Raw genomic sequence first — 24,605 nt, 5'->3', positions numbered from 1 at the left:
TTTGGTGAGCGGTCCAGAGAGTTTGAGAGGCGGATAGCCTCTCATCTTACAAGCGAAGTTGACGTATAGGGAAGGGAACGCGCCACCATATAGCGCTGTAGTGACCAACCTATACGGAAAAAAGCTTTAAAAACAAACAATTTGCCATGCTTATGGTTATATAAATTCAATAATATATCGCATATAATTAAGTATATTAAAATACATTTCAATTTTTATATAAAAATTCATTTTGAATGCAATGTATTTTACTGTGTATTTCTTTATATAAAATAAAAATATATTTGATCTATAATAGAAAATAATATTATTAATTAATTTATATATTAAAAACTTTTTACAAAGTGGGGGGGATAGTCTCATGCTAGAGATAAAAAATTATTTTACTAATAATTACACTCTAAAAAAATTAGCCATATTAGATACACAAAAGAAATGGTTTGCTACAGTATTTATGTTGTTTATTACAATCATAACGCTGATCGATCCAGCGTTTGCCCAAGGCTTTGGAAAAGTTGAAAGCGCTCTTGATAAAATAGTGACAGCTTTGACAGGATCTCTGGCAAAATCTATTGCAGTTATCGCTGTTGCTGGTATGGGTATTGCGTGGATTGCTGGTTATATTGAAATGCGCAGAGCCTTTTTCGTGTGTATTGGAATAGGCATTATTTTTGGTGCTCAGCAAATCGTAGCAATGCTTTCAGCTTAATTGATTCAATACCACTCATTTAAGAATATGAAGCAACACAATAAGCTCATTGAAGATACATTATTTCTTGCTTGTACAAGACCGGCAATGATTGCTGGTGTTACGGTAGAAGCCATGGGCTTAAACGTAATGCTAACGCTTATAATTTTTATTGTAACAAGCAATATTTTCTTCACAATTTTTGGTGTTGTCATTCATTTCATCATGAAAGAAATTATCAAACATGATCATAATAAGTTTCGTATTCTTCTCGCATGGCAGCAAACTCGTCGTTTTTCCATAAACGCCAATCTATGGGGTGGAGCAAGTATCTCTCCATTACGACTTATCCGTAATTACAAGGAACTAGAGTGAATACAGCACAGCGCAAATATGAAAAACAACCTGAGGAAATTATACCTTATGTGCGTCATGTAAATAAACATGTTATAGCACTCAAATCACGCGCGTTTATGACTGTTGTTACTCTTGAAGGGATTAACTTTGAAACCGCTGATATTGCTGATTTAAATATACTTCATGAACAGCTCAATAACTTATTTAAAAATATTGCCGATGAGCGAATTGCAATTTACAGCCACATTATCAGAAGGCGTGAAACCATTTACCCAAATGGGACTTTCAAATCAAAATTTGCCCAACAGTTAGATGATAAATACCGTCAACGAATGGTGTCTCAAGATTTATATCGTAATGATCTTTATCTTTCAATCTTATGGAATCCATACATTGATAAAATAGATAAGCTTGCTGATTTTTTTAAAAATTTAGGAAAAGCAAAGAAAAAAGAAACAGAGATAGATGAAGAAGCAATTCGCAAACTTGAAGACGTTACAGCTGATCTTGTTCAAAATTTAGAACGCTATAAAGCTAAAAAACTAAGCCTTTATGAACATAAAGGAAACATTTTTTCTGAACAAAGTGAGTTCATTCACCAATTAGTTGGTGGCCGTCGTGAACGTATTCCTCTCACTTGGGGAACGATAGCATCTTCTGTTTATTCGGATCGCCTTATTTTTGGTAAAGAAATCATAGAAATACGCCATGAAGCAAAACAACGTTTTGCCGGAATGTTTGGTTGGAAAGAATATCCAGCAAAAACGAAACCAGGCATGACAGATGGCTTGCTCACTCTCCCCTTTGAATTCATCTGTACACAATCTTTTATCTTCAAAAGCAAAAATATTGCAAAACAGATTATAGGCCGTAAACAAAATCAAATGGTCAATTCTGGAGATCGTGCTGGATCACAAATTTTAGAGCTAGATGATGCACTTGATGATCTTGAATCAAATCGTTTTGTTTTAGGAGAACATCATTTATCATTAGCCGTCTTTGCTGATACACCACGAGAGCTGATTGATAATCTTGCAAAAGCTCGTTCTCGTCTTACAGATGGGGGAGCGGTAATTGCACGTGAAGATTTAGGTCTTGAAGCTGCATGGTGGGCACAACTTCCAGGCAATTACGCTTATCGCGCCCGCTCTGGAGCTATTACAAGCCGTAATTATGCAGCTCTTTCATCCTTTCATTCATTTCCAATTGGAAAGAGTGATAATAATGAATGGGGACCAGCTGTAGCCATGATGAAAACAACGGCAGGATCACCGTTTTACTTTAATTTTCATTTTGGCGATTTAGGAAATACTTTTGTTTGTGGTCCATCTGGTTCTGGTAAAACTGTTATTATCAATTTTCTCTTGGCTCAACTTCAAAAACATGACCCACACATGGTTTTTTTTGACAAAGATCGTGGTGCAGAATTGTTTGTTCGAGCTGGAGGTGGCACATATATGCCGCTCAAAAATGGTCAGCCAACAGGCATAGCACCGCTTAAGGGCATTAATTATAATAACCCAGCAGATAAAGTCTTCTTAAGGCAATGGATTACAAAACTTGTTTCCATTGAAGGACAAACAATTAGTGAAACAGAACGACAAGATATTTCTACTGCTGTTGATCAACTCGCCTTATTACCAAAAGAACAGCGCTCAATATCCGCATTACAAATGTTTTTTGATACCACTAATAAAGAAGGTATAGCAGGACGTTTAGAGAGATGGTGTAAAGGAAACGCGTTAGGCTGGGTATTTGATAATGACGATGATGATATTGGCATTGATTCAAAATTTATTGGTTATGATATGACCGACTTTTTGGATAATGATGAAATTCGTCCTCCATTAATGATGTATCTGTTTCATAAAGTACTTTCTCTCATCGACGGCCGTCGTATTATCATTGTTATTGATGAGTTCTGGAAAGCACTAGAAGATGATACTTTTAAAGCATTTGCCCAAGACAGACTCAAAACAATCCGTAAACAAAACGGCTTGATGCTCTTCGCAACACAATCCCCCAGAGATGCTCTCAATTCAACAATTGCACATACTATTATAGAGCAATGCCCAACACAGGTTTACTTTCCTAATCAAAAAGGCAACCACGCTGATTATGTTGAAGGATTCAAATTATCAGATCGTGAATTTAATCTCATACAAACAGAATTAACACGGGAATCGCGACGATTTCTTGTTAAACAAGGACATAATTCTGTTGTTGCAGAACTAAATTTACGCGGTTTTGATGATGAAATAGCCATTTTAAGCGGCACCACTAATAACGTTGAGTTACTAGAAACCATCATGAAAGAAGTAGGATCATCTCCAGAAAAATGGATGCCTATTTTTCAAGAAAGACGGCAAAAACAATGAAGAAAACTTTCCTTGTAGCAGCAATTTATTCAATCTTTTTCGGATTAAGCCAAAATGTACTAGCACAAATGCCAACCTTTGATGCTGCTGCCGTCACCCAAATGCTGAAACAATTAGAGCAAGGCAAACAACAACTCGACCAATTAACAGCTCAAATCAATGAAATGAAAAATTTATATAAATCCTTAAATGCCGCTACCGATTTATCTGCTCTGAAAGAACTGCTCAAAAATCAAGGGAGCAATGCAGCTCTACCTTCTGATTTTAATGATTTCGAACAAGTAATAGATGGGAATGGTGGGAATGGAAATACAACAAAATGGGAAGAAAAACTTTTATATAAAGAGCCATCAGGGGGTGCTGGATCAACAGAGGCTGTTGATGCCTTTTACCGAGAAGAAATAGAAAAACTGCACAAACGCAATGTAGGACAAGCAGCGACAGGTCAAGCCATCTATGAAGAGGCTCATAAAAAGAAAGAAACCATTAACCAGCTCATTGAAAAACTTAAAAACGCTAAAACTGCTGCTGAGGTTCAAGACGCGCAATCACAATTAACAGCTGTACAAGCACTCTTACAAGCAGAAGTCTTACAAACACAAGCTGCTGTTATGATCCAACAAGCTCAAGTCGAAGCTGAAAATATCCGTATTAGAGAAGAATTTAATGCACGATACAAAGATTATGCGAAACAACTACGTGGTCATTAAAGTATAAAATAAAAGAGGAATTCAATCATGAATAAAGTCATTATCACAACATTAATTCTTTGCACTGGAATTCTCGTTGCTGGTTGCGAAAAAACCTACAGCGTAAAAGACTTAAAAAAAGATGAAAAATTATTACAAGAATGGATTGTTAGGTGTGGCTTCACAGGGAGTTCTAAGAATTGTCAAAATGCACGATTAGCGGATCACGAACTTGCTACAGAACGTAGAAAAAAAGCTCAAGAGGAACGCCGTCAATATCTAGAAGAACTTGAGAAAAAACGAAAAGAAGATGAAGCTAAGAGAAAAGCCGAATATGAAAAAAGAAGAGCACAACAAAAACGTGATTACAACTTTGATCCATGAAAATCATTATCACAATTATAAATAAAAATATTTACAAAAAATAACATAAAATTGGATGTTCAATGTTAGAACAAAATTTATTTACTATGATAGATAATCGTTTAACCGATACTATCGGTGATATAATGCTTAAAACCATAGTAAATCTTTCAAAAGCTTTATCCACTCCATTATCATTATCTTGTACAATCTACATTGCATTTATTGGTTATAATGTTGTCTATGGGCGCTCTTCTTTGCCTTTATGGGAATTTATAGCGACAGCCGCTAAACTGGCCATTATTGTTACACTCACGACACACGCTGCTAACTATAACATTTGGATAACAAATATATTTTTCAACGATCTGCCTAATGCTATTGCAAATATCATACCAGGAACAACTTTTAATCAAAACATATGGGATAATATGATCAAACATGCTGCTGCACATGTTTTTGAGGCTGCCGATAAGCATAAAGGATTAACTGAAATAGGTACGTTTATTGTTAACTGGATTGCTGGCTTTATTTGCTTAATTATTATTGGATTTTTTTGCACAATTGGCTTTATTGTCTCAATGTTTGCTAAACTCGGTTCATTTCTTGTCATATCTCTAGGACCACTTTTCATAAGCTTTTATATGTTTTCAACAACAAGGCGCTTCACAGAAGCATGGCTAAGTCAAACAGCAAACTTTATCATTTTACAAGTATTAGTTACTTTGCTTGGTAACTTGTATATAAATCTTGCAATAGAGGTTCTTTCAAACAATATCAAAGATGTCATATTTGCTGTACTTCAATTTCTGGTCATTGGTATTGGAGGTATTTACCTTTTTATTCATTTACCTGGAATTGCATCAGCTTTAGCCTCTGGTGGAGCTTCTCTCACAGGTGCAACACACTTAGCACAGCATACAAGCAAAGCAGCTGGTCGTACTGCAACAACTACAGCTCGTGCAGGTATTCATGGTATAAAAAATCTCATATCAAAAATACGAAATTAATTATGTCAAATATGCGGGGAAAAACATGTTAAAAAAAATTGGGATCACTCTAGCTTTCATCTTCTTCAGCGGATGTATGTCCTCTCAAAACATAACAAAACCATTACCGCAATGTGATGGATATTCTAGGCGACCACTAAATAAATCAATGTGGAATTGGGAAACTAAAAACCCAACATCTTCCCCAATAATAATTAACGCAAAATGAAAATTTCAATTGCTGAAGAAATTCAATCATACAAACATTGCTGGTAGACGAAAATGAAAAGTAAAGACGTTAAGCAATATATTGCTGAAGCACGATTATTCGATCAAGATCGCATTCTAACATCACGTCGGATTACTCGCGCTTCACTTATTATTGCTGGAGTAGCGGTTATAGCTGCAATTACATCTTCTTTGGCTGTAATAATGCTCTTACCTCTTAAAACTGTAGAACCGTTTGTTATCCGCGTAGATAATTCTACAGGTATTGTTGATGTCGTCAATGTTCTAAAAGATGAACCCCAAAATTACGATGAAGCAATAACACGCTACTTCGCGAGCAAATATATTCACGCCCGTGAAGAATTTAATTCAAAAGAAATACAAAATAATTTTCAGATTGTCTCTCTATTGTCATCCTTTGAAGAGCAGAAGAGGTTTGCACAATGGTATGGATCCAGTAATCCTCAAAGTCCTCAATTTTTATACAAAAATGCCATTGTAACAACATCTATAAAATCAATCTCATTCATCAGCAAAGATATTGCACAGGTTCGTTATTATAAGACAGTTCGCGATAATGATAATAAAGAGTCCATCACTCATTGGGTCGCAACTCTTAATTTCGAGTACGTAAACGCTCCAATATCCACACAAAATCGTTTAATCAATCCTCTTGGCTTTATGGTTCATGAATATAGAACTGATCCAGAAACGGTGAACTCATGATTAAAATTTTTCTTTTTTGCGTTATGATTGCTATCTCTTCCTTAAGCCATTCAAGCTTCGCGAGCATTTCTCCTGTGCGCGCTCCTAATGATAATAGAATTCGCTTTATCAATTATGATGCTTATAATGTAACAAAAATTATTGGGTCTATACGATCATCGGTACAAATAGAATTCTCTTCTGATGAAGAAATTGCTCATGTTGCCCTCGGAAATAGCGTTGCGTGGGAAGTAGCACCAGCTGGAAATATTGTTTTCTTAAAACCACGTGAAATGCAGCCTATGACAAATCTACAAATTATAACAACAAGACGCGACGGATCAAAACGATCTTATCAATTTGAATTGATCGTAAAAGACAGCGAAATTTCATCTGAACATGAAACATATTTCCTTGTAAAATTTCGCTACCCACACGATGCAATTGCACAAAAGCAGATCGATTTACAACTGCAACAAAGAAAAATACAAGCGTTATATATCGATAAATCTTTTGATACTTACGAACAATATGGACCACGAAATTGGGCTTATTCAGCTCAGGGAACAGCCATTCTTGAACCATCATCGGTTTACGATAATGGGAAAACAACAACATTTACTTTTTCTGGTAATCAAGAAATTCCTGCCATTTATATCGTTGAAAATGATGGACAAGAATCCCTCATCCCCAAAACAACAAAAGGCAATATGGTTACTGTCCATGCTATTAGCCATAAGTTCATTCTAAGACATGGCAAAAATGTCTTATGCATTTTTAATGAAGCTTACCATTCCAAAGGAAACAATCCAGAAACTGGAACAACCTCACCATTTATTGAACGCAAAACAGCTACAGATCTTTAAAAACAAAATTAAGGGGGGAGAGATCATGAATCATCATAATGATGAAATAATCACTGAAGATCGTGGTATGATCGATGATGGCCAAAATAATGCATTAAAAAAAGCAAAAGCAAAAATAATTGTAGGAATAGGCATTCTAGGATTTTGCGCTTATATACTCTGGAATATATTATCATCTTCATCATCGCCAAATGATGTATCAGAATTACCTAAAAAAGAAATTCAACATTTTAATACCGCACCAGCTCCGTTAGAATTAGCTCCTCTTGAACCACAATCCAAAATTACTCAGAGTGTATTACCAACACCATCAAATACACCAATCGAAGAAACTAAAACCGATCCTTTACTTGATGCTGCAAAGCGTGCTCCGGTTTTAGCTTTCTCTAACAACTCTAGCTCTCATTTCAACACCACAGCACATAATAGTTTCGCCAAGACAACTGAAATTCCTAATAAAGAAACACAAAACTTCTCTGCCCTTTTAAAACCTACACAGATAGAAGGAACACAAGCGGGATTAATGGGTAACAGAAACTTTATCATCGCAATGGGAACATCTATCCCCTGTATATTAGAAACAGCAATGAGTAGCGATCAGCCCGGTTTTACAAGTTGTGTTGTAAAACGTGATATTTTATCAGATAATGGTCGTGTTGTTCTGCTTGATAAAGGAACTCAAATTGTGGGTGAATATCGTGGAGGGATCAAAAAGGGACAATATCGCCTCTTTGTTCTTTGGACAAGAGCAAAAACACCAAACGGAGTTGTTGTTACACTTTCCTCACCCGCCACTGATAATTTAGGAAGATCTGGTTTTGATGGTACGATTAACACTCATTGGTGGGAACGTTTTGGATCAGCATTGTTGCTCTCTATAGTTGATAGTGCTACAGCCACTTTAATAGAAAAAACAAATAATAACATCCAAATAACTGGCTCTAATAATCTTGGCAAAGAAGCAGCAAGTATTGCTCTTGAAAATCAAATTAATATACCTCCTACCCTAGAAAAAAATCAGGGGGAATTGGTCAATATTTTCGTAGCAAGAGATTTGGATTTTTCTTCCGTGTATAAACTCGCTGTTACAAAAAAAAGTAAAAGTCCTTTCCCTCATTATATTACTGGCCACTCCTCTTTTCATTCTAAAATTCAGTAAAAATAACTTATGGCCACAGTAAAAAATTCAGAACGCATCTCTATCGTTTTAACTAAGTTAAAGATCTTAGAGGATTATCTCAATAATGAGAACTTATTTGAAATTGTCATCAACCGTCCTGGTGAAGTAATCGTTGAAGGTCCCAATGGTTGGCAAACACACATCATCAAAGAATTGACTTATAGCGAATTAGAAGGAATTGCAAAAGTTGTTGCTGCCTATACAACACAAAAGATTAGTGTAGAAAATCCTGTTCTCTCCGCCACACTTCCAAATAATGAACGCATACAAATTGTCATGCCTCCTGCCGTCGCCCCCAATACCATCAGCATGACAATTCGCAAACCTTCATCACGCACTTTTTCTCTCGAGAGTTTACAAGACAACCAGCTATTTTCTGTAACAAAAAACATCAGTTTTACTCCTCTTGAACAAATGAAAAAACGAAAAACGGAACTTTCTGATACAGAACAAGAATTAATTGATCTCTTTATAGCTAAAGATTTTTGTAAGTTTTTAGAGAGATCGGTTATTACCCAACAAAATATTTTGATATCTGGTAAAACCGGTTCTGGTAAAACCACACTCTCTAAAGCTTTGATTGCAAAAATTCCTGAATATGAACGGATTCTCACCATTGAGGATACTCCCGAGCTTGTCGTTCCGCACTCAAACAAAGTGCAGCTTTTTTACTCAAAAGACAATCAAGGTTTAGCAAAAGTGGGAGTGAAAGAACTGCTTGAATCGGGATTGCGCATGCGCCCTGATCGCATTCTTTTACAAGAGCTCAGAGATGGTACAGCCTTTTACTATATCCGCAATGTTAATTCTGGTCACCCCGGCTCCATCACCACTGTTCATGCCTCAACAGCGCTCGCTGCATTTGAGCAAATGACGCTATTGGTTAAAGAAAGTGAAGGGGGGAGTAATTTGGCACGTGATGATATTCGAGGTTTATTAATCTCGATGATTGATGTCATCATTCAATGTAAACGCCTCGAAGGAAAATTCCGTGTCACAGAAATCTATTATGACCCCTTCAAACGCCGAGATGCTTTTTAAAAAACGGTCTAAGTCACTTAAACAAATCCGCATGCGTTCCTGTACGTTCAAAATGGACATGATCATCACTAACAATGTAAATCAACAACCAATCTGGTTCTATATGAAGATCACGACGTGGCTTCCAATTTCCTTGTAATGCATGATCATTTAATACAGCTGGCAATGGATTCTTATTGATTAAAAGTTGCATAACCTCTGTTAATTTTTGCATATCCTTACCGCGGTTTTCTGCTTTTTTTCTATCCTTTTTAAACTTACCAGAATAACTTACAGAACGCATAATTAAATATCCAATTGCTTAAACAAATCCTCCATATCTTTTGCATAAAAGACATCTTCTCCTCTATCAGTTTTCTTAAAAGTTTCAAGAGTTTCCGCATTAGGAACATACATATCAAACGGCAGTCCCTTTTCATTTACAACCTTAGTTAAAGCAATCCGTATGAAATCAGATACAGTAAGTCCTAGAGCAGCTAATATCTCATGAGCTTCTTTTTTCAAATTCTTATCTATACGTGCTCGAACAACATCTTTTGAATCTACTGCTACACTCATAGTAAACCTCCTTTGATTACTAACTTATCATATAGCACAATTGGGCTACAAAACCAATATTTCTATACTTTAACTTGCTTTATCGTAAAACATCTTTTGATTTTGTTTGAGCTATCGCTTTGTTTTGTCCTTGTATATGTCTTCTCTCTTGCAAAAACTTAACAACCGTTTGAAACTCGTTCATAAGTTTTTTATCCTGGGGCTGGTTTGGGGAGATTGCTTTTGACAAGTCAAAGTTCTGTTTATGAATAGCATCTTGACCAAAACGCTTATCTAAAGCACTTTGAAACTTTGAAAATTCTTTTTTAACATCCTGTGGTATCTTTGAATAACTCTCACGACCAGATTCAACAGCTTTAATATAAGTCACTGCTTCTTTTGAAAGTGACGGAACTTCCACTTTCAATTGTTCACGCTCACGGGTAAATTTATCTATCTTGTGTTCATAGGCGTTTTTATAAAAAGATTGAAGCTTTCTAATAGTAGAAACGGCGAGAGGAATATCATAAAGCGCCTCTTTATGTTCTTTTCCTGCTGTTTTGAATCGATCTATTAAACGATCTGAACCACGTAGTTCACCAGCTCTATCGGGCTCTTTATCGAGAATATCAGGCAATTTATCGCCGTTTCCTGCCAAAATCGTTTGTTCAATCTTAAGCGCAGCAGCTTGAGGATCCTTATAGATTACCTTCAAATGGTCATTTAATTCTTTAAAAGTATCAATATAAGATTTTTCATTTCTAAGAGCGCTTAGCGCCTTCTGTTCTAGATTAGAAGTATCGGTATAAGCAGCAAGGTAAGGAGCTCGTTCTTTTCCTTTTGAAGCACCATTAAAATCTTTTTGCGGTTGCTCAACATTGAGCTTTTCTTTTTGAAGCTTACCAAAAGTTGTTTTTTTTCCATCCAAAACGGTTGTAATTTTTTCCTTTTGTTTTTCCGATAAGTCTTTATCGGTTTCGATAGAAGAGGAAATTTTCTCCACAACACCTCGAGAAACATCAACACTTTTATTTTTTGTAAATTCGGTAAGGTTCTTACGGATGAGTGCAGACAGAAATTCAGAATCACCAAAATGTGCCGCAATTGATGCCTTTATCATTTCTTGTCGCTCAATGCCCTTCCAGTTGATATGATGACCGGCTTCACGAGCAAGCTGCCCTATAAATTCACGTTGCGTACGCCCATTCCCCTCTCGAAACGGATGCAACGCATTCAACTCGCCCATATAATATCCAGCCCTTTGGCTAAATTTATCAGCATCAAGACCACGTAAATACCGTTCTTTTGCAAGCTGTTGTGTAATCTTCGGTGCATAACTTTCAATCTGGTTATAACTAGCAAACATACTATTGCCTTTGGCAATATCCACTGAACGAATTTTTCCCGCCCATTCATATATGTCACCAAACAGTTTTTTATGAATTTCTTTCATATGGTTGAGATCAAACTCACCACGAATAGGAGTATGTACAAATTCGAAAGATTTTACATAAGCGATAGCAGATTCTACGCGCTGCAATGTGGCTTTATCTTTAATACCAAGCCTATTATACATCACACCAGTTTTAGGATCAGTATAAGGATCACCGTTCCCTTTATACTTCTCCACGTTTTACCCGTTCTAACAAATCTTTGATTACATCACTTGTTTCAAGTTCCCCGATAATAACACGTTCCATTTGCTCAACAACTTTTTGATCTGGTTCCAACCCCTCTAAACGTTGACTAGCCAATGCATTTTCAGCATAGAGTCGACGCAGCTTGATTTCATCTTCGCTCAACATATTAAACCCTCCTTTATATTGATAAAGCTTTTTTAAGAACACGGTTTACAACTTCTGGTTCATTTTCAATAATAGAAAGCAATATTCGAGAAGGAGTATCAATAGAATATCGTCCTTGTTCCCAATCACGAATACGCCCCACAGAAAAGCCAAACCGTGCCGCAAATTGCGTCTGTGTTAAACCAATATTTTTTCTAATTTTTTTCACATCAACCTTTGGAGAAATATGGATACCTAACTTTGCATTATCAGATTCACCTTTAGCATAGGAAAGAGCTTCACGTGCACCTCGTAATATACGCGCCCCTACTTTACTTGCCTTATCCATCATTTCTCCTTTCTATATTCGTTTAAGAGTGCGGTTAAAATCCGCTGAAGCTCTTTTCTTTCTGCCTTGGTTAAATTTTTTTGAGATAACTTATCTGCAAACATCTAAAAGAAAAACTGGAATATCTTCACCACCCCAAAAATAATAATCCTATATCCACCACTTTTATCTTTATGTTTTGTTGGAAACCGAGCTTTTCTAGCACCGCCTGTACCTTGCATAAAATCGCCGGCATTTGGATTAGCTGCAATAAAAGAAACTATATCAAATAATTTCTCAGACGATTACCTTCCTCTTTCGCAGAAATTAGATAAGCTGTTGTTTCAATAACCGTTTGCATACATTTTTAATATACGGAAATCCCGTATTTTGTCAAGCAAAATATAGATCGTCTTAATTACCGCATGACATCCTTTGACTTTGTATACGCCATCATATTGCTCTGTTCTTGCTTTTGTCTCTCTTGCAAAAACTTAATAGCCATTTGAAACTCACTCATAAGCTTTTTATCATGAGGCTGATTTGGGGGGATTGCTTTTGATAAATCAAAGTCCTGTTTATGAATGGCATCTTGACCAAAACGCTTATCTAAAGCACTTTGAAGCTTTGAAAATTCTTTTTTAACCTGCTCTGGCATCTTTGAATAACTCTCACGACCAGCTTTAAAATTTTTCATATAAGTGACTGCATCTTTAGAAAGAGACGGTATCGCAACTTTCAATTGTTCACGTTCACGTATAAATTTATCCATATATTGAATATAAGAGTTGGCATAAAATGATTGAAGTTCTCGAATAACTGAAACAGCAAGTGAAACAGTATAAATGGCAGCTTTACGCTCTTTTCCTGCTGTTTTTAACTTATCTATCAACCGATCTGATCCACGCAGTTCACCGGCTCTATTAGGCGTTTTCTTTAAAAGATCAGGTAATTTATCACCGTTCCCCGCTAAAATCGTTTGTTCAATCTTCAATGCAGCAGCTTGAGGATCCTTATAGATTACCTTCAAATGGTCATTTAATTCTTTAAAAGTATCAATATAAGATTTTTCGTTTCTAAGAGCGTTTAGCACCTTCTGTTCTAAATTAGAAGTATCGGTATAAGGAGAAAGGTATAAAGCTGGCTCTACTGTATTTAAAACTCTTTGCGGTTGCTCAACATTGAGCTTTTCTTTTTGAAGTATACCAAAAGCTGTTTTTGCTCTACTCCAAAGTGTTGTGATATTTTCTTTTTGTTTTTGCAGCCACTCTTTATTCGTATCAATATAAGAGAAAATCCTCTCAACAACCCCTTGTGAAACATCAATACCTCTATTTTTCGTAAATTGAGCAATATAGTCTCGGTAATCAGGAGACTCAGAAAAATCAAGAGTCGTTGTTTTAATACTCGTTCTAGAAAACGCCGCCACCAATTTTTCATAGGTATTCGCACGATCAGATTGCTTGACATCATAAACAAGAGAAGGATCTCCTCGTTCTAATAAATGAACTTTAAAGGCATTTCGTTTGACTTCTCTACCTTTAATAATAACTGTCTCTTTATTTTGCTGAATAGATATCTTATCACCAAGCTCAATATGAGCGCCATCTATAACAGAAGGAAGTTTCACGCCATAAATACGTTCAATCCCTCGTGAGGTGGTTATATCAGCATAAGGTATTTTATTTTCTAGATTTTCATTAAATGAAGTATAACCTGTTTTGACAAGTTCACCAGTTATAGTGCCTTTAATCTGTTTGTGTTCATGTAATCGAACATTCTTAAAATCTTCCTCCGCCACATAAAGATGTGACTGATACCTATGTCGAGACATAGCAACATAAGAAAGATGTTGATCCATAGAAGGTGAAGCCAAAACAAAGACATTATCAACGGTCACACCTTGACTTTTATGAATAGTGGCCGCATACCCATGATCAATATTTTGATAAGTTTCATTCGAGAAAATAACTTCTTGGCCTGTATCAAGACGCACTTTTAAAATAGGTTGTCCTTTTTTATTCTGCGTTGATAAAACAGTACCTAACATACCATTTTTAACTTTTTGTTTCCCTAATTCTGGAGCAAATTTTTCCTCAAACATGGCATTTTCAAGAAAAATAATCCGATCATTAATAACAAATTCCCGCGATCCCCTCATTGTATCAAAATTTACTGCACTTGCGACATCTTCTGGTTTTAAAAAATGAGAATTTTTGAGAACTATTCTAATTTCTTTATTTAATTTTTTAACAGCTGCATTCGTATGCGCAAGAATAAACAACTCATCGCCATTTAAAGGTTTTCCTTTCTCGACAGATTTCTTTTCTATCTTTTTCCGAACATCCATCCAATCTTTAACAATACTGCTTATCGCTTGCTGATGTGTTTTTGTTTCATGAATAAATCCTCTCTTTTTATAATTATCTAAAGCTTCTTTCACTTGACCACGGGCAAAATGACGCGAAGCTTCTTGTCCCCATTTTTCTTTTTGCCTCCTGATATGGGAGAGCTCAACATAACCTATATGATCAACAACCGCACGAAACGCTGCTCCAGCTTCAATTGGTTGCAATTGCATAGGATCCCCAATAAGAACAATCTTAGCACCTACTTTTTCAACTTTTTGGACAAAACGAGAAAGCTGTTTTGAAGAAACCATCCCAGCCTCATCAATGACAAAAACATCACCAACTCTTAATTGCTCTTTCTTGTTTTTCCACGCTAGTTCCCAAGCAGAAAGAGTTTTACTTTTTATTCCAGAAGATTTTTCAAGTCCTTCCGCAGCTTTACCCGCAAGAGCAGCACCAAATACACGCTTACCATCATTAGTCCATGCAACATTTGCTGCCTCGAGAAGAGTTGATTTTCCAGCACCAGCATAACCAACAATCGCTGCAACACCATTATTTTCTGTAATATGTTGAACTGCTAATATTTGCTCTTCTGCAAATTTAAAGGGATGACTACGGTCTTTATTTTCAATGAATTTTATTGCTTCAAAAACCTTATTAGATTGAACACCATGCCCTGTCGTTTGAGCTAAAGAAACAACGCTTCGCGCCATATCATATTCTGTTTTAATAATTTCCTTTGTAGAGTAAATTGTCCCATTTGGGTTAGAATGATCTTTGATCTTTATAAGATTATCACTTTTCTCTAAGCGCATCATAATATCATTAAAATCATTTATATCATCAACATACCTATTAATTATCTTCGCAAAATCCCTACGGCTAAATGTCGATTTTTCAAATGAAATCAGTTTCAAAACTTCATCAGGATTTTCTTTAATTTTTTTTGCAGACTTCTGTTTTATTTTTTCATTAGCTTGCACGGCATCGCTAATAAGACCTTTTTCTTTCATTGCATGAGCAGATTGCCCTAAATGAATTGTAGGTTTTATAGATAGACCACGCTCTTCATATGAACGCATATCTACTTTTATATCATGCCCAGAAAGTGAAAGATGCTTTGTTGCAAGCTCACCCCATGAATTGCGCAATTTCTTCATCGCATCTTTATAACCTATGACATTCTCATAAACTATACGCTCTTCTTTTCTTACTGCATTTCCTTTTTTATCATGAATAGTAACAAGAGATTTTTTTATGCTTCCATCTTCATTTAAAACAGCTATTTTCTTTGAGCCAAAACCATTTTTTGTAACAGGTCTTAAAGTATGCATAATATGAACATGTGGATTTCCTTCTTTATTATGATAAACCCAATCAGAAACAAGATTATGTGAAGTAAAGTTCTCATTTATAAAATCTCGCACAAGAGAGATATTCTGATCTTTTGATAACTCTAATGGTAATGCTATAACTATTTCTCTTGCTAATTGACCATTTACACGTTCATTATTTTGCACAGTATTCCATAGCCATTCGCTTTTTTTCTCATTTGTATTGAAATAACGTAATTGTTGCATAATCCATTCTTTTGAATCTTCTGAAAAATTCATTTCTGAATGAACGAGATCTTTATCTTTATCATATTTATGCGTATGAGATCCTTCTAATTCGTCGAACATCCTTGTTCTATGACGATATGCTGCAGCAGAAACAGCCGATTTTCCAGAACCAATAATTTTAGCTTGTAAATGCGCTATTGCCATAAGATAAAATTACCAAAAATTGATTTTAGTTTACTAAAATTATTTATAGCATAAAACGTTTTAAAATAAAACGTATAATTGCGCCTTCAAAAATCTTTGAAAAAGACATTTTCAGGAGCGCATAAAATGCGCTTAATTAGTATTGATAATTTTAATTAAATCTGATAGCAAATAAATTACAACTTAATAAAGTATATGGATATTAAAATGGCGCGTAAATCTTTATCTAAGCTTATGGAAGAAAAAAAAGCTCTTGAAGAAAAAAGTAAAAAACTAATTGAAAAAATTAAAGCTGCTAAAAAACAAGAAGGAGAAAAAATTGCTGTGCTAGCAGCAGAAGCAGGATTAACTGAAATGAATATAACAATTGATGATTGGAAAAAAATATTTGAGGAAGTTAAAGCCCGATTTCAAAAAGAAGGACAAGAAATCAAATAATCTTGGTAATTTTATAAAATCACTAAGACGTATAGAAAAGAGGATTAGATTTTTGAAAGATGAAATAAGACGTAAAGATGCACGTGAAAAAATTAGTCTAGGTGGTCTTATTGTTAAAGCAGGTCTTAGAGAAGCAGATAAATCTTTCATTTTGGGATGTTTAATTTATGCATCAAAGCTTGATTGCAATTCAAAAGAATATAAAAAGTTTGAAAAATTAGGAAAGTTAGCTTTTGCTGATTTGCGGGGAAAAGATGATAAACAGATTGAGTAATAAACAAATTATTTCTTTAATATGCCCATTCGTTTTTTCAATCATCATATTCTTTCTCATCAATATCACTATCAATGAAATTACAGAAAATGGAACAACGCCTGATGCTTATTGGTTTTTAAGATCAAAACCATTGATAACTCTAATTCTCATTGCTATTGCATGTTCTTCCTTCATTTTAATCCAAAAAAAACACACTAGAAAACCTATCACTGTTAGTTCTATTATTTCTTTCGGTTTGGTCTTCGCTTATTACACATTAAATGAATACTTAAGATTAAATCCTTATGTAGAACAATATAAAATGACATGGGAAAATTTATTACCATTCTTTGATAGAATGGTTTTAATTGGATTCTTAATAGGAAGTATTGTTTTTGGTTTCACTGTAAAATTATCTTTACCGACAGATTCAAATTTGAAAAGTTCAAAAAAAATGATCTTCGGGGGAGCTCAGTGGATGAACATGAAACGCCTTGAAGATGTTTTTCCAAGTGATGGGGAAATAGTTATCGGTGAAAGGTATAGAGTTGATGAAGATATTGTCAAAGATGTATCCTTCAACCCACAAGATAAAACAACATGGGGAAAAGGAGGAAGTCAGCCATTATTAACATATAAACTTGATTTTGATTCAACTCATATGCTCTTTTTTGCTGGTTCAGGAGGATATAAAACAACAAGCAATGTTATTCCAACTTGCCTTAAATATAGCGGTCCAATTGTTGTTTTTGATCCATCAACAGAAATAGCTCCAATTGTAAAAGAAAGACGGCAGCGCATCAACAAAAGGACCGTATATGTTCTTGATCCTCATGGAAAATCAACAAAAACTTTTAATCCTTTAGATTGGTTATTAGAGGAAACTATCCCTATCTATGAAAGAGAAGCTGGTTTAGTTGAAATAGCTAGACTCCTCCTCTCTGAAAACCATAGATCAACATCAACTGATCAATTTTTTACATCTCACGCCCATAACTTATTGACAGGCTTACTAGCTCACGTCGTCTTTTCTGATGAGTACAAATTAGAGGAAAAAAATTTAAAAACTCTTCGTACTATCGTATCTGAACCAGAGCCCTCCGTTATTGGCAAACTACGTTTGTTACAGTCTTCATCACCATCTCAATTTATTCGTGAAACTCTTGGCGTTTTTACAAACATGGCTGAACAAACTTTTTCTGGTGTATATGCTACTGCCTCAAAAGATACTCAATGGCTATCTCTCTCAAACTATGCAAACCTCATAAGTGGAACTGATTTTAAAACTGCTGATATAGCTAAAGGAAATATAGATATTTTTTTAAATATCCCTTCAAAAATTTTAAAATCCTATCCTGGTGTTGGTCGTATCCTTGTCGGTTCTTTTCTTAAAGCTATGGAAGCTGCAAATGGTAATTACGCGAAAAGAGTGCTCTTCGTTTTAGATGAAATAGATCTTCTAGGATATATGAATATCCTAGAGGAAGCACGTGACCGTGGTCGTAAATATGGAATCTCGCTCATGCTCTTTTATCAATCGGTAGGACAAATTGAACGACACTTCGGTTCATCTGGAGCTATGGCATGGTTTGAAAGTTGTGCTTTTGTTAGCTATGCTGCAATCAAAGATATTAAAACTGCCGAAAATATATCAAAGTCATGTGGAAAGATGACTATTGAAGTTAAAGGAACAAGTAAATCTATAGGAACAACAGGAGCAAAAGGTACGGAAAGTTTAAGCTTTCAACAAAGACCTTTAATTTATCCACACGAAATAACGCAAGCAATGAGAAGAGATGAACAAATCATCCTTGTACAAGGCCAGCCCCCAATTCGGTGTGGACGTTCTATTTATTTTAGACGAAACGATTTAATAGTTCTCACAAAAGAAAATAGATTTGCACCTAAAACTTAAATATAAGTATCAAAAATAAATCGGAGGGGAATATGGATACTGCCAACAAATTAAATATCCAAGAAGAAAAACAATGTATTTCTCAAAAAACACGTCCTTATAAACGAGGCTTTTTTACACATATGTTTTTCCTCTTACTTCTAATCTGTCGTAAACCAATCATTTTCATTGCAAACCTCCTCGCAGGAGGTTGTGCATTAATGGTCTTCTTGTTTAGTTACGGCCTCTTCTTACAATATCGCGAAGGAATACCAGAAGGAACATCCGTAGCTTTTGAAGTGCTAATGATAGTTGGTGGAGCTATTTTTTCTTTGTTCTCTGCATATGTTAGTTGGTCTTATGATGCGCTCATATTACGTCTAGCTCCTCCTGATTATGATCTTATACTCTTTCAATAAAAATTAGAATTCACTCCGTTCACACATAATATAAAATGAGAGGCTATCCGCCTCTCAAACTCTCTGGACCGCTCACCAAAATCATGAGATCAGATCCGCGTTTAATGAAGGGACTAACAAGCCTTAGTTCTTAAAGTCAAGGAAACCATTTCATGGCGTCTAACGACGTCCTTGACCCAGAACTAAACGGCTTATTATCTCCTTCTTACGCGGCTCCGAAATCATGAATGAAAGGCGAGATCTTTAATGCAAAAACACCTATATTGTTTTTCTAACGGTCGCTATCTTCCATCATAAAAATAAAACATATATCATATGTATAACATATGTTGTATATATGTACAGCATATGTAAGGCATACATAAAACTTAAACAGTATGTATGTTAGGCATATGTTAAATGTATGCTGTGTATAAAACTTACTTTGTGAAATCTTCGATATCAGTTTGATGTCCATTATCTAAAAGATCTGGCTTTGATAAACTGCTCTTTTTTAGTTTTTCCAGAAGATGATTTTATTTGATTTTCTTAAATAGAATGATGTTATGCTTATAACTTCATTTGCTCATTTATAATCTTTACACTTTTACTCATTTGTGTTTTTACTCTTATTTCCGTGCGAAAGATCTATACCAATAGCTTTGGCTTGCATTTTCTCGTAGAGTTTTTGCATTACTTTTATATTCTCTCTTCGCACGGCAATAATTATCTTTTCAGCTACTGTCAAACCAGCTTTATCTAGATTACATAACCGCGTATAATGCGATGCCATTGCTTTTCGTGCCTCATCATAAGGCAAACCATTTTTTCGGTGTTTTAACAGACAATGTCCTCTATTGATTACATCATATTTTTCAGGATTAGAGACAAGCACTATATGATCTTTAATAACATCAATTTCAATTAATGCTGTTTTAAGGCTACTAATCATTGACTTGCTATTAGCATAGCGTAACAAATCATCATCAATGAAATTGCGTTCTGTATCAATAATTAATAATATATCACCACTGCAGCCAATACTGCGTAAAGTATTAGAAAAATCCAGTTGCACATTATTCAATGCTTGAAATAATAATGTCTTTTCTATTTCTCTCTTATATCCATCTCTTATCACAAAAAAAAATCTTGCAAATTATTAGAAATGTTGACCTCCTATCACAACGCCTTTATCTAACCAGTCTGGACCATATTCTTCATCAGCATTCTTAGTAATAAACCCCATATCACGAATAAACTGTGCACCACGCCATTTTCTGAGACGTAAAAGAGTATATGAAGGGTATTCAGCCATTGCTAACCATTTCCACATTGTTTCTCTATCATTAACTTTAGATGCCGCTTCTGCTTCAGCAAGATAAATGCCATTTTGAGAAAACCCTCCTGCACGCAATTCCTCACGCTCAGTATCAGTCATATAACTTTTTGGTAATTTCTTTTTCATAGTGAAAGCCTCCTTTCTATTTTGAGATAGTTTTATATTTGATTTTCTTAGATAGAATGATGTTATGCTTATAACTTCATTTACTCATTTATAATCTTTACACTTTTACTCATTTGTATTTTTACTCTTATTGCCATGCGAAAGATCTATACCAATAGCTTTGGCTTGCATTTTCTCGTAGAGTTTTTGCATTACTTTTATATTCTCTCTTCGCACGTCAATAATTGATTTTTCAGCTGACGTTAAACGAGATTTATCGAGATTTCCTAACCGTGTATAATGCGATGCCATGGCCTTCCTAGCTCCATCATAAGGCAAACCATTTTTTCTATATTTTGGTGATTTGTGATCTCTATTTATTACTTGGTATTGTATAGGATCGGAAACAAGCTCTATATGATCTTTAACAATATCTAACTCAACCAATGCTGTTTCTAAACTCTCTGTCATTGCTTTACTATTAGAATGTCTATTCAAATCTTTTTCTACTATTTTATACTCCATTAAAAGAAGTGATAATAAATCACCACTTTTGCCAACATCACGCATGTAATCAGAAAAATTATTTCTTAGATCATGTAATCTTTGAGCCTCTAATGATTTAGATAGCTTTTCCATAAAGCCATCTTCTTTAATCAAAAATCGATCGACCTTATTAATTAAATCAGTCAAAAACGATGGCTCCCTATAATAACATCACGATCGAGCCAATTAGGTCCATATTCAGCATCAGCTTTTTCAGTAGAAAATCCTTTATCGCGAATAAATTGTGCTCCATACCATTTTTTAAGACTCAGAAGTGAGTGAGCTGGAAGATCAGCCATAGCCAACCATTCCCATACCGTTTCACTATCATTAGCTTTCTCTGCCGCTTCTGATTCACAAAGACAAATAAAATCTTGAGAAGCATGAGCATCTATCAATTCTTTGCGTTCAGCATCGGTCATATAACTTTTAGGTAATTTCTTTTTCATAGTGAAAGCCTCCTTATAGAGAAGATATAAAATAATTAATCTAAAAATTAAAAATGGACAACTGAATATTCATGACAGTTTGTCGGTAAAATCCTCAATATCCATTTGATATTTATTATCAATAAATGTTGGTTTTCTTTTTATTTTAGTTTGTTTCATTCCATTTATTTGTTTTTTTAATCTGAAATAAGTAGCATGAGAAATTCCTGTGTTTTCCTTAACAATTTTAGATGATACTCCTTGCTTAATCAGTGCAAATGCTATCTCTCTCTTTGGATGAGGTTTTCGACCAAATTTTATACCTGCTGCCATTGCAGCAACTCTTCCATCATTGGTTCGCTCTAAAATACGTGCACGTTCGGCTTCTGCTACGGCAGCCAAAATTTGAATGATCATTTTTCCCATGGTACCTTCAGTACTCAGACCATTTTCCAAAAAACGTATAGCAATGCCTTTTTTATAACAGGCATCAACGATATGAATCATGTCTGCAGTATTACGTCCAAGCCTATCCATTTTTGTACAAATGATTGTATCATCTTTCTCGGCACGGTTGAGGAGCCGTTGTAAGCCTTCACGTTTATCTGTAGCTCCTGTCATCATATCAGTAAAAATACGATCGTCCCGTACCCCAACCTTTTTAAGTTCAGCTACCTGCAATTCTAATTTCTGATGATTAGTTGATACTCTCGCATAACCTAAAAGTGCCATTTTAGTCTCATAAATCGTTTTTGATACAGAATTAGTATCATAATATAAAACAATGATTTATGATACATCTTTTTACTTCTTTTTGAAAAATATCAAATGTTATAATTTATGAGATATACCAACTTAACTTTTGGTCTTAAAAAACAAAATATCTAAGATGAATAATTGATTTCTTTAACAACCTGAAAAAATATTGTATCTTATAACGTTACACGTTATAATCAGTTATGATTATAGGATTTAAACATAAAGGACTTGAAGATTTCTATAATACTGGCACCACAAAAGGAATTCAAACAGTCCATGCTCAAAAACTAAGACGTATTCTAGGTGCTCTTGAAGTGGCCATATCACCGGATGATTTAAATTATCCGTCCTTTCGATTACATCCACTTAAAGGTAATCTAAAAGGATATTGGTCAATCACAGTAAATGGAAACTGGCGTGTAATATTTCGCTTTAACGATATGGATGTTGAATTAATTGATTATCTAGACTATCACTAAAAAGGAGTGCTTAACAATGATGAAAAATCCGCCACACCCTGGTGAATTATTGCGCGAAGATGTAATTGCAGAACTTGGTTTATCAGTTACTGAAACCGCTAAGAGACTTGGTGTATCTCGTGTTGCATTTTCTAGGGTTCTCAATGAAAAAGCCGCTATTAGCCCTAATTTAGCTATTAGACTTGAAATGGCTGGTGTAAGCACTGCACGTGCTTGGCTAGCTATGCAAACAAACTACGATTTAGCGCAGGCGCTAAAAAATACCCAGCCTGTAGTACGTCCTCTTTATCATATTCCATTTCAACCTCCTCTACAATCATAAAGGACGAATTTTTATATCGGAAAGGATAAACTTAAAATCTATTTTTTCTTTTTATCATTTTTTCCAGAATTATTATAGAAATGGATTAAAAACTGTAAAACATCACCGAGAGTTAAAAGATTTTGTCCAGGCGGCGTCAATTTTTCAGCAAGTGCACGAAATTCTTCATCAACCTCTGGCCGTACTGCAAGAGTGATACGGTTTGTTCTCATACTGCGACGCTTAGAACGTCCATCAACAGAACCAGATTTAGTTAAAACAAACTCCTTTACCTTTTCAAAAGATCCATGACGGGTTGTAAAACCACTTTGTTGAGCAATTTTATCAATATCTTGTTTATTGCGTTTGAGAGCTTTTGTTGTAGGTTCTAAAGTGGATAAATTATTCAAAATTGAAAATGTTGGCTTATGTTCTTTTATCATGACATTATTCCTTCGATTTTTAATGCTTGCACAATATCAGCAGCAACTTGCTCAGCGTTTTCTATAGCAGACGCAACGTTTGATACATCCTCTTTATTGAGCTGATAAAGAGTACATCCAAAACTAAAGATAGAAGAAAAAGCAGCCTTATTCATCATTCCATGTTCTAAAACAGGAAGTTTTGCTTCAGTCAATTCTTTGCGAATTTCTTTTTCTTCTCGAGTTTGTATAACAGAGCTTTTTGAAAACATAATGCGATAAGGGATATTACTTCGTCTGGCCCTTCCCTCGCGAGCTATAAAAGAAACAACTTTTGCCGCTTCACGACTATCAAGTTTTGTTCCAGACATAGGAATAATAACCATATCGGAACGGCTAATAGCATATGACGCTGTTATATTTGCTGATCCTTCAAGATCAACAATAACAAAACTATGAGTATTAACTGCTTCATCTATAACGTCCAGAATAGTGTTTTCATTAATCCCTCCTTGAACATCTATATTAAGTGAATCATGAGTGCTAGCATTTTGCCACCACTCATCAGCAATAGGTTGATTAGGATCAGTATCAATTATTTTAACTTTTGATCCATGTTGAGCCAAAACTTGTGCAAGAATAAGTGCTGATGTTGATTTTCCAACACCACCTTTTGTTGAGCAAAATACAATTGTTGGCATACACAAAAGCCTTACTTATGTTTTACAGATGCTATATGTATACACAGCATACATTTAACATATGCTTAACATACATACTGTTTAAGTTTTATGTATGCCTTACATATGCTGTACATATGTCTTACATATATACAACGTATGTTATACATATGGTATATGTTTATTTTTATGCTGAAAGATAGCGACCGTTAGAAAAACAATATAGGTGTTTTTGCATTAAAGATCTCGCCTTTCATTCATGATTTCGGAGCCGCGTAAGAAGGAGATAATAAGCCGTTTAGTTCTG

Annotated in this window: 29 protein-coding genes and 1 pseudogene; 17 read left to right on the top strand and 13 right to left on the bottom strand. The window is 35.0% G+C overall.

From position 1 onward, the window contains the following. Positions 1 to 361 precede the first annotated feature (361 nt). The 11 genes and pseudogenes from M4Z11_RS06825 (at position 362) to virB11 (ending at position 9,484) form a co-directional block, all read left to right on the top strand. A complete protein-coding gene (locus M4Z11_RS06825) occupies positions 362 to 709 on the top strand; it encodes a TrbC/VirB2 family protein (RefSeq protein WP_249677868.1) in 348 nt (115 codons plus the stop codon). Positions 710 to 736: 27 nt separating this feature from the next. After that, the gene (locus tag M4Z11_RS06820) at positions 737 to 1,063 is read left to right on the top strand and encodes a VirB3 family type IV secretion system protein (RefSeq protein ID WP_249677866.1); all 327 of its coding nucleotides are present in this window, start codon (positions 737 to 739) and stop codon (positions 1,061 to 1,063) included. After that, entirely contained in the window at positions 1,060 to 3,423 is a 2,364-nt protein-coding gene (locus M4Z11_RS06815; RefSeq protein ID WP_249677863.1) for a VirB4 family type IV secretion/conjugal transfer ATPase, read from the top strand. Before M4Z11_RS06820 ends, M4Z11_RS06815 begins: the two co-directional genes overlap by 4 nt. Next, a complete protein-coding gene (locus tag M4Z11_RS06810; protein ID WP_249677861.1) occupies positions 3,420 to 4,133 on the top strand; it encodes a type IV secretion system protein in 714 nt (237 codons plus the stop codon). Before M4Z11_RS06815 ends, M4Z11_RS06810 begins: the two co-directional genes overlap by 4 nt. A gap of 27 nt (positions 4,134 to 4,160) precedes the next feature. Then, entirely contained in the window at positions 4,161 to 4,496 is a 336-nt protein-coding gene (locus M4Z11_RS06805; RefSeq protein WP_249677858.1) for an EexN family lipoprotein, read from the top strand. A gap of 62 nt (positions 4,497 to 4,558) precedes the next feature. Then, a complete protein-coding gene (locus tag M4Z11_RS06800) occupies positions 4,559 to 5,485 on the top strand; it encodes a TrbL/VirB6 family protein (RefSeq protein ID WP_249677856.1) in 927 nt (308 codons plus the stop codon). A 25-nt stretch (positions 5,486 to 5,510) separates the two neighbouring features. After that, positions 5,511 to 5,684: pseudogene (locus M4Z11_RS07470) on the top strand (type IV secretion protein VblB7); the annotation flags it as partial. Positions 5,685 to 5,746: 62 nt separating this feature from the next. Beyond that, positions 5,747 to 6,418, top strand: a complete 672-nt coding sequence (locus M4Z11_RS06795; RefSeq protein WP_249677855.1) for a VirB8 family type IV secretion system protein — start codon at positions 5,747 to 5,749, stop codon at positions 6,416 to 6,418. Next, on the top strand, positions 6,415 to 7,263 hold the full coding sequence (virB9, locus tag M4Z11_RS06790; protein WP_249677852.1) for a P-type conjugative transfer protein VirB9: 849 nt from the start codon (positions 6,415 to 6,417) through the stop codon (positions 7,261 to 7,263). Before M4Z11_RS06795 ends, virB9 begins: the two co-directional genes overlap by 4 nt. A 25-nt stretch (positions 7,264 to 7,288) precedes the next feature. Then, positions 7,289 to 8,422 (top strand): type IV secretion system protein VirB10, encoded by a 1,134-nt coding sequence (gene virB10, locus M4Z11_RS06785; protein WP_249677851.1) that lies wholly within the window; start codon positions 7,289 to 7,291, stop codon positions 8,420 to 8,422. A gap of 9 nt (positions 8,423 to 8,431) precedes the next feature. Beyond that, a complete protein-coding gene (virB11, locus tag M4Z11_RS06780; RefSeq protein ID WP_249677849.1) occupies positions 8,432 to 9,484 on the top strand; it encodes a P-type DNA transfer ATPase VirB11 in 1,053 nt (350 codons plus the stop codon). A 13-nt stretch (positions 9,485 to 9,497) separates the two neighbouring features. Here the strand turns inward: virB11 and M4Z11_RS06775 are convergent, their stop codons facing one another. From M4Z11_RS06775 to traA, 6 genes are all read right to left on the bottom strand, one after another. Beyond that, on the bottom strand, positions 9,498 to 9,767 hold the full coding sequence (locus M4Z11_RS06775) for a type II toxin-antitoxin system RelE/ParE family toxin (protein WP_249677846.1): 270 nt from the start codon (positions 9,765 to 9,767) through the stop codon (positions 9,498 to 9,500). Positions 9,768 to 9,769: 2 nt separating this feature from the next. Then, complete coding sequence (locus tag M4Z11_RS06770) at positions 9,770 to 10,042, bottom strand: type II toxin-antitoxin system RelB/DinJ family antitoxin (protein ID WP_249677845.1); 273 nt, start codon at positions 10,040 to 10,042, stop codon at positions 9,770 to 9,772. A gap of 79 nt (positions 10,043 to 10,121) precedes the next feature. After that, complete coding sequence (gene vbhT / locus M4Z11_RS06765) at positions 10,122 to 11,651, bottom strand: type II toxin-antitoxin system protein adenylyltransferase VbhT (RefSeq protein WP_249677843.1); 1,530 nt, start codon at positions 11,649 to 11,651, stop codon at positions 10,122 to 10,124. After that, positions 11,638 to 11,826: an antitoxin VbhA family protein gene (locus M4Z11_RS06760; protein ID WP_249677841.1), complete on the bottom strand. Its 189-nt coding sequence runs from the start codon at positions 11,824 to 11,826 to the stop codon at positions 11,638 to 11,640. The genes vbhT and M4Z11_RS06760 overlap by 14 nt, the downstream gene beginning before the upstream one ends. A 13-nt stretch (positions 11,827 to 11,839) precedes the next feature. After that, on the bottom strand, positions 11,840 to 12,154 hold the full coding sequence (locus M4Z11_RS06755; protein ID WP_249677840.1) for a helix-turn-helix domain-containing protein: 315 nt from the start codon (positions 12,152 to 12,154) through the stop codon (positions 11,840 to 11,842). A gap of 397 nt (positions 12,155 to 12,551) precedes the next feature. Continuing rightward, a complete protein-coding gene (gene traA, locus M4Z11_RS06750; protein ID WP_249677838.1) occupies positions 12,552 to 16,253 on the bottom strand; it encodes a Ti-type conjugative transfer relaxase TraA in 3,702 nt (1,233 codons plus the stop codon). 207 nt (positions 16,254 to 16,460) lie between these two features. Here traA and M4Z11_RS06745 point away from each other — a divergent pair, with 207 nt between their 5' ends. Genes M4Z11_RS06745 through M4Z11_RS06730 form a run of 4 tightly spaced genes read left to right on the top strand, consistent with a single transcriptional unit; the run spans position 16,461 to position 19,260 of the window. Then, positions 16,461 to 16,691 (top strand): TraC family protein, encoded by a 231-nt coding sequence (locus M4Z11_RS06745; protein WP_249677836.1) that lies wholly within the window; start codon positions 16,461 to 16,463, stop codon positions 16,689 to 16,691. 52 nt (positions 16,692 to 16,743) lie between these two features. Continuing rightward, a complete protein-coding gene (locus M4Z11_RS06740) occupies positions 16,744 to 16,965 on the top strand; it encodes a conjugal transfer protein TraD (protein WP_249677833.1) in 222 nt (73 codons plus the stop codon). Continuing rightward, complete coding sequence (gene traG, locus M4Z11_RS06735; protein WP_249677831.1) at positions 16,946 to 18,862, top strand: Ti-type conjugative transfer system protein TraG; 1,917 nt, start codon at positions 16,946 to 16,948, stop codon at positions 18,860 to 18,862. Before M4Z11_RS06740 ends, traG begins: the two co-directional genes overlap by 20 nt. Positions 18,863 to 18,894: 32 nt before the next feature. Next, entirely contained in the window at positions 18,895 to 19,260 is a 366-nt protein-coding gene (locus M4Z11_RS06730) for a hypothetical protein (protein WP_249677830.1), read from the top strand. Positions 19,261 to 19,846: 586 nt separating this feature from the next. Here the strand turns inward: M4Z11_RS06730 and M4Z11_RS06725 are convergent. The 5 genes from M4Z11_RS06725 to M4Z11_RS06705 all read right to left on the bottom strand — a co-directional run bounded on the left by M4Z11_RS06725 (position 19,847) and on the right by M4Z11_RS06705 (position 22,389). Beyond that, complete coding sequence (locus tag M4Z11_RS06725; protein ID WP_249677828.1) at positions 19,847 to 20,377, bottom strand: hypothetical protein; 531 nt, start codon at positions 20,375 to 20,377, stop codon at positions 19,847 to 19,849. Positions 20,378 to 20,398: 21 nt separating this feature from the next. Continuing rightward, positions 20,399 to 20,704: a hypothetical protein gene (locus tag M4Z11_RS06720; protein ID WP_249677826.1), complete on the bottom strand. Its 306-nt coding sequence runs from the start codon at positions 20,702 to 20,704 to the stop codon at positions 20,399 to 20,401. Between the two features lie 105 nt (positions 20,705 to 20,809). Then, positions 20,810 to 21,376: a hypothetical protein gene (locus M4Z11_RS06715; protein ID WP_249677825.1), complete on the bottom strand. Its 567-nt coding sequence runs from the start codon at positions 21,374 to 21,376 to the stop codon at positions 20,810 to 20,812. Continuing rightward, entirely contained in the window at positions 21,373 to 21,678 is a 306-nt protein-coding gene (locus tag M4Z11_RS06710; RefSeq protein ID WP_249677823.1) for a hypothetical protein, read from the bottom strand. Before M4Z11_RS06710 ends, M4Z11_RS06715 begins: the two co-directional genes overlap by 4 nt. Positions 21,679 to 21,747: 69 nt before the next feature. After that, positions 21,748 to 22,389 (bottom strand): recombinase family protein, encoded by a 642-nt coding sequence (locus tag M4Z11_RS06705; protein WP_249677821.1) that lies wholly within the window; start codon positions 22,387 to 22,389, stop codon positions 21,748 to 21,750. 227 nt (positions 22,390 to 22,616) lie between these two features. Between M4Z11_RS06705 and M4Z11_RS06700 the strand changes: the two genes are divergently transcribed. After that, entirely contained in the window at positions 22,617 to 22,895 is a 279-nt protein-coding gene (locus M4Z11_RS06700; protein ID WP_249677819.1) for a type II toxin-antitoxin system RelE/ParE family toxin, read from the top strand. 16 nt (positions 22,896 to 22,911) lie between these two features. Further along, positions 22,912 to 23,217, top strand: a complete 306-nt coding sequence (locus M4Z11_RS06695; protein WP_249677815.1) for a HigA family addiction module antitoxin — start codon at positions 22,912 to 22,914, stop codon at positions 23,215 to 23,217. A 38-nt stretch (positions 23,218 to 23,255) separates the two neighbouring features. Here M4Z11_RS06695 and M4Z11_RS06690 read toward each other — a convergent pair whose 3' ends face one another. Next, positions 23,256 to 23,639: a hypothetical protein gene (locus M4Z11_RS06690; protein ID WP_249677813.1), complete on the bottom strand. Its 384-nt coding sequence runs from the start codon at positions 23,637 to 23,639 to the stop codon at positions 23,256 to 23,258. Continuing rightward, positions 23,636 to 24,319 (bottom strand): ParA family protein, encoded by a 684-nt coding sequence (locus tag M4Z11_RS06685; RefSeq protein ID WP_249677811.1) that lies wholly within the window; start codon positions 24,317 to 24,319, stop codon positions 23,636 to 23,638. Before M4Z11_RS06685 ends, M4Z11_RS06690 begins: the two co-directional genes overlap by 4 nt. Positions 24,320 to 24,605 lie beyond the last annotated feature (286 nt).

The organism is Bartonella bilalgolemi (assembly GCF_023500045.1).
Taxonomy (GTDB): Bacteria; Pseudomonadota; Alphaproteobacteria; order Rhizobiales; family Rhizobiaceae; genus Bartonella; species Bartonella bilalgolemii.
Note: the sequence above shows the minus strand (reverse complement) of the source record. Positions and strands in the feature narration are given on the sequence as shown.

Coding starts and splice junctions, on each gene's coding strand:
- M4Z11_RS06820 (WP_249677866.1), top strand. CDS start 737: ATGAAGCAACACAATAAGCTCATTGAAGATACATTATTTCTTGCTTGT.
- M4Z11_RS06795 (WP_249677855.1), top strand. CDS start 5,747: ATGAAAAGTAAAGACGTTAAGCAATATATTGCTGAAGCACGATTATTC.
- M4Z11_RS06755 (WP_249677840.1), bottom strand. CDS start 12,154: ATGGATAAGGCAAGTAAAGTAGGGGCGCGTATATTACGAGGTGCACGT.
- virB10 (WP_249677851.1), top strand. CDS start 7,289: ATGAATCATCATAATGATGAAATAATCACTGAAGATCGTGGTATGATC.
- M4Z11_RS06695 (WP_249677815.1), top strand. CDS start 22,912: ATGATGAAAAATCCGCCACACCCTGGTGAATTATTGCGCGAAGATGTA.
- M4Z11_RS06710 (WP_249677823.1), bottom strand. CDS start 21,678: ATGAAAAAGAAATTACCTAAAAGTTATATGACCGATGCTGAACGCAAA.
- M4Z11_RS06690 (WP_249677813.1), bottom strand. CDS start 23,639: ATGATAAAAGAACATAAGCCAACATTTTCAATTTTGAATAATTTATCC.
- M4Z11_RS06760 (WP_249677841.1), bottom strand. CDS start 11,826: ATGTTGAGCGAAGATGAAATCAAGCTGCGTCGACTCTATGCTGAAAAT.
- M4Z11_RS06745 (WP_249677836.1), top strand. CDS start 16,461: ATGGCGCGTAAATCTTTATCTAAGCTTATGGAAGAAAAAAAAGCTCTT.
- traA (WP_249677838.1), bottom strand. CDS start 16,253: ATGGCAATAGCGCATTTACAAGCTAAAATTATTGGTTCTGGAAAATCG.
- M4Z11_RS06770 (WP_249677845.1), bottom strand. CDS start 10,042: ATGAGTGTAGCAGTAGATTCAAAAGATGTTGTTCGAGCACGTATAGAT.
- M4Z11_RS06810 (WP_249677861.1), top strand. CDS start 3,420: ATGAAGAAAACTTTCCTTGTAGCAGCAATTTATTCAATCTTTTTCGGA.
- M4Z11_RS06825 (WP_249677868.1), top strand. CDS start 362: ATGCTAGAGATAAAAAATTATTTTACTAATAATTACACTCTAAAAAAA.
- traG (WP_249677831.1), top strand. CDS start 16,946: ATGATAAACAGATTGAGTAATAAACAAATTATTTCTTTAATATGCCCA.
- M4Z11_RS06730 (WP_249677830.1), top strand. CDS start 18,895: ATGGATACTGCCAACAAATTAAATATCCAAGAAGAAAAACAATGTATT.
- M4Z11_RS06705 (WP_249677821.1), bottom strand. CDS start 22,389: ATGGCACTTTTAGGTTATGCGAGAGTATCAACTAATCATCAGAAATTA.
- M4Z11_RS06775 (WP_249677846.1), bottom strand. CDS start 9,767: ATGCGTTCTGTAAGTTATTCTGGTAAGTTTAAAAAGGATAGAAAAAAA.
- M4Z11_RS06805 (WP_249677858.1), top strand. CDS start 4,161: ATGAATAAAGTCATTATCACAACATTAATTCTTTGCACTGGAATTCTC.
- virB9 (WP_249677852.1), top strand. CDS start 6,415: ATGATTAAAATTTTTCTTTTTTGCGTTATGATTGCTATCTCTTCCTTA.
- M4Z11_RS06700 (WP_249677819.1), top strand. CDS start 22,617: ATGATTATAGGATTTAAACATAAAGGACTTGAAGATTTCTATAATACT.
- virB11 (WP_249677849.1), top strand. CDS start 8,432: ATGGCCACAGTAAAAAATTCAGAACGCATCTCTATCGTTTTAACTAAG.
- M4Z11_RS06800 (WP_249677856.1), top strand. CDS start 4,559: ATGTTAGAACAAAATTTATTTACTATGATAGATAATCGTTTAACCGAT.
- M4Z11_RS06685 (WP_249677811.1), bottom strand. CDS start 24,319: ATGCCAACAATTGTATTTTGCTCAACAAAAGGTGGTGTTGGAAAATCA.
- M4Z11_RS06720 (WP_249677826.1), bottom strand. CDS start 20,704: ATGAAAAAGAAATTACCAAAAAGTTATATGACTGATACTGAGCGTGAG.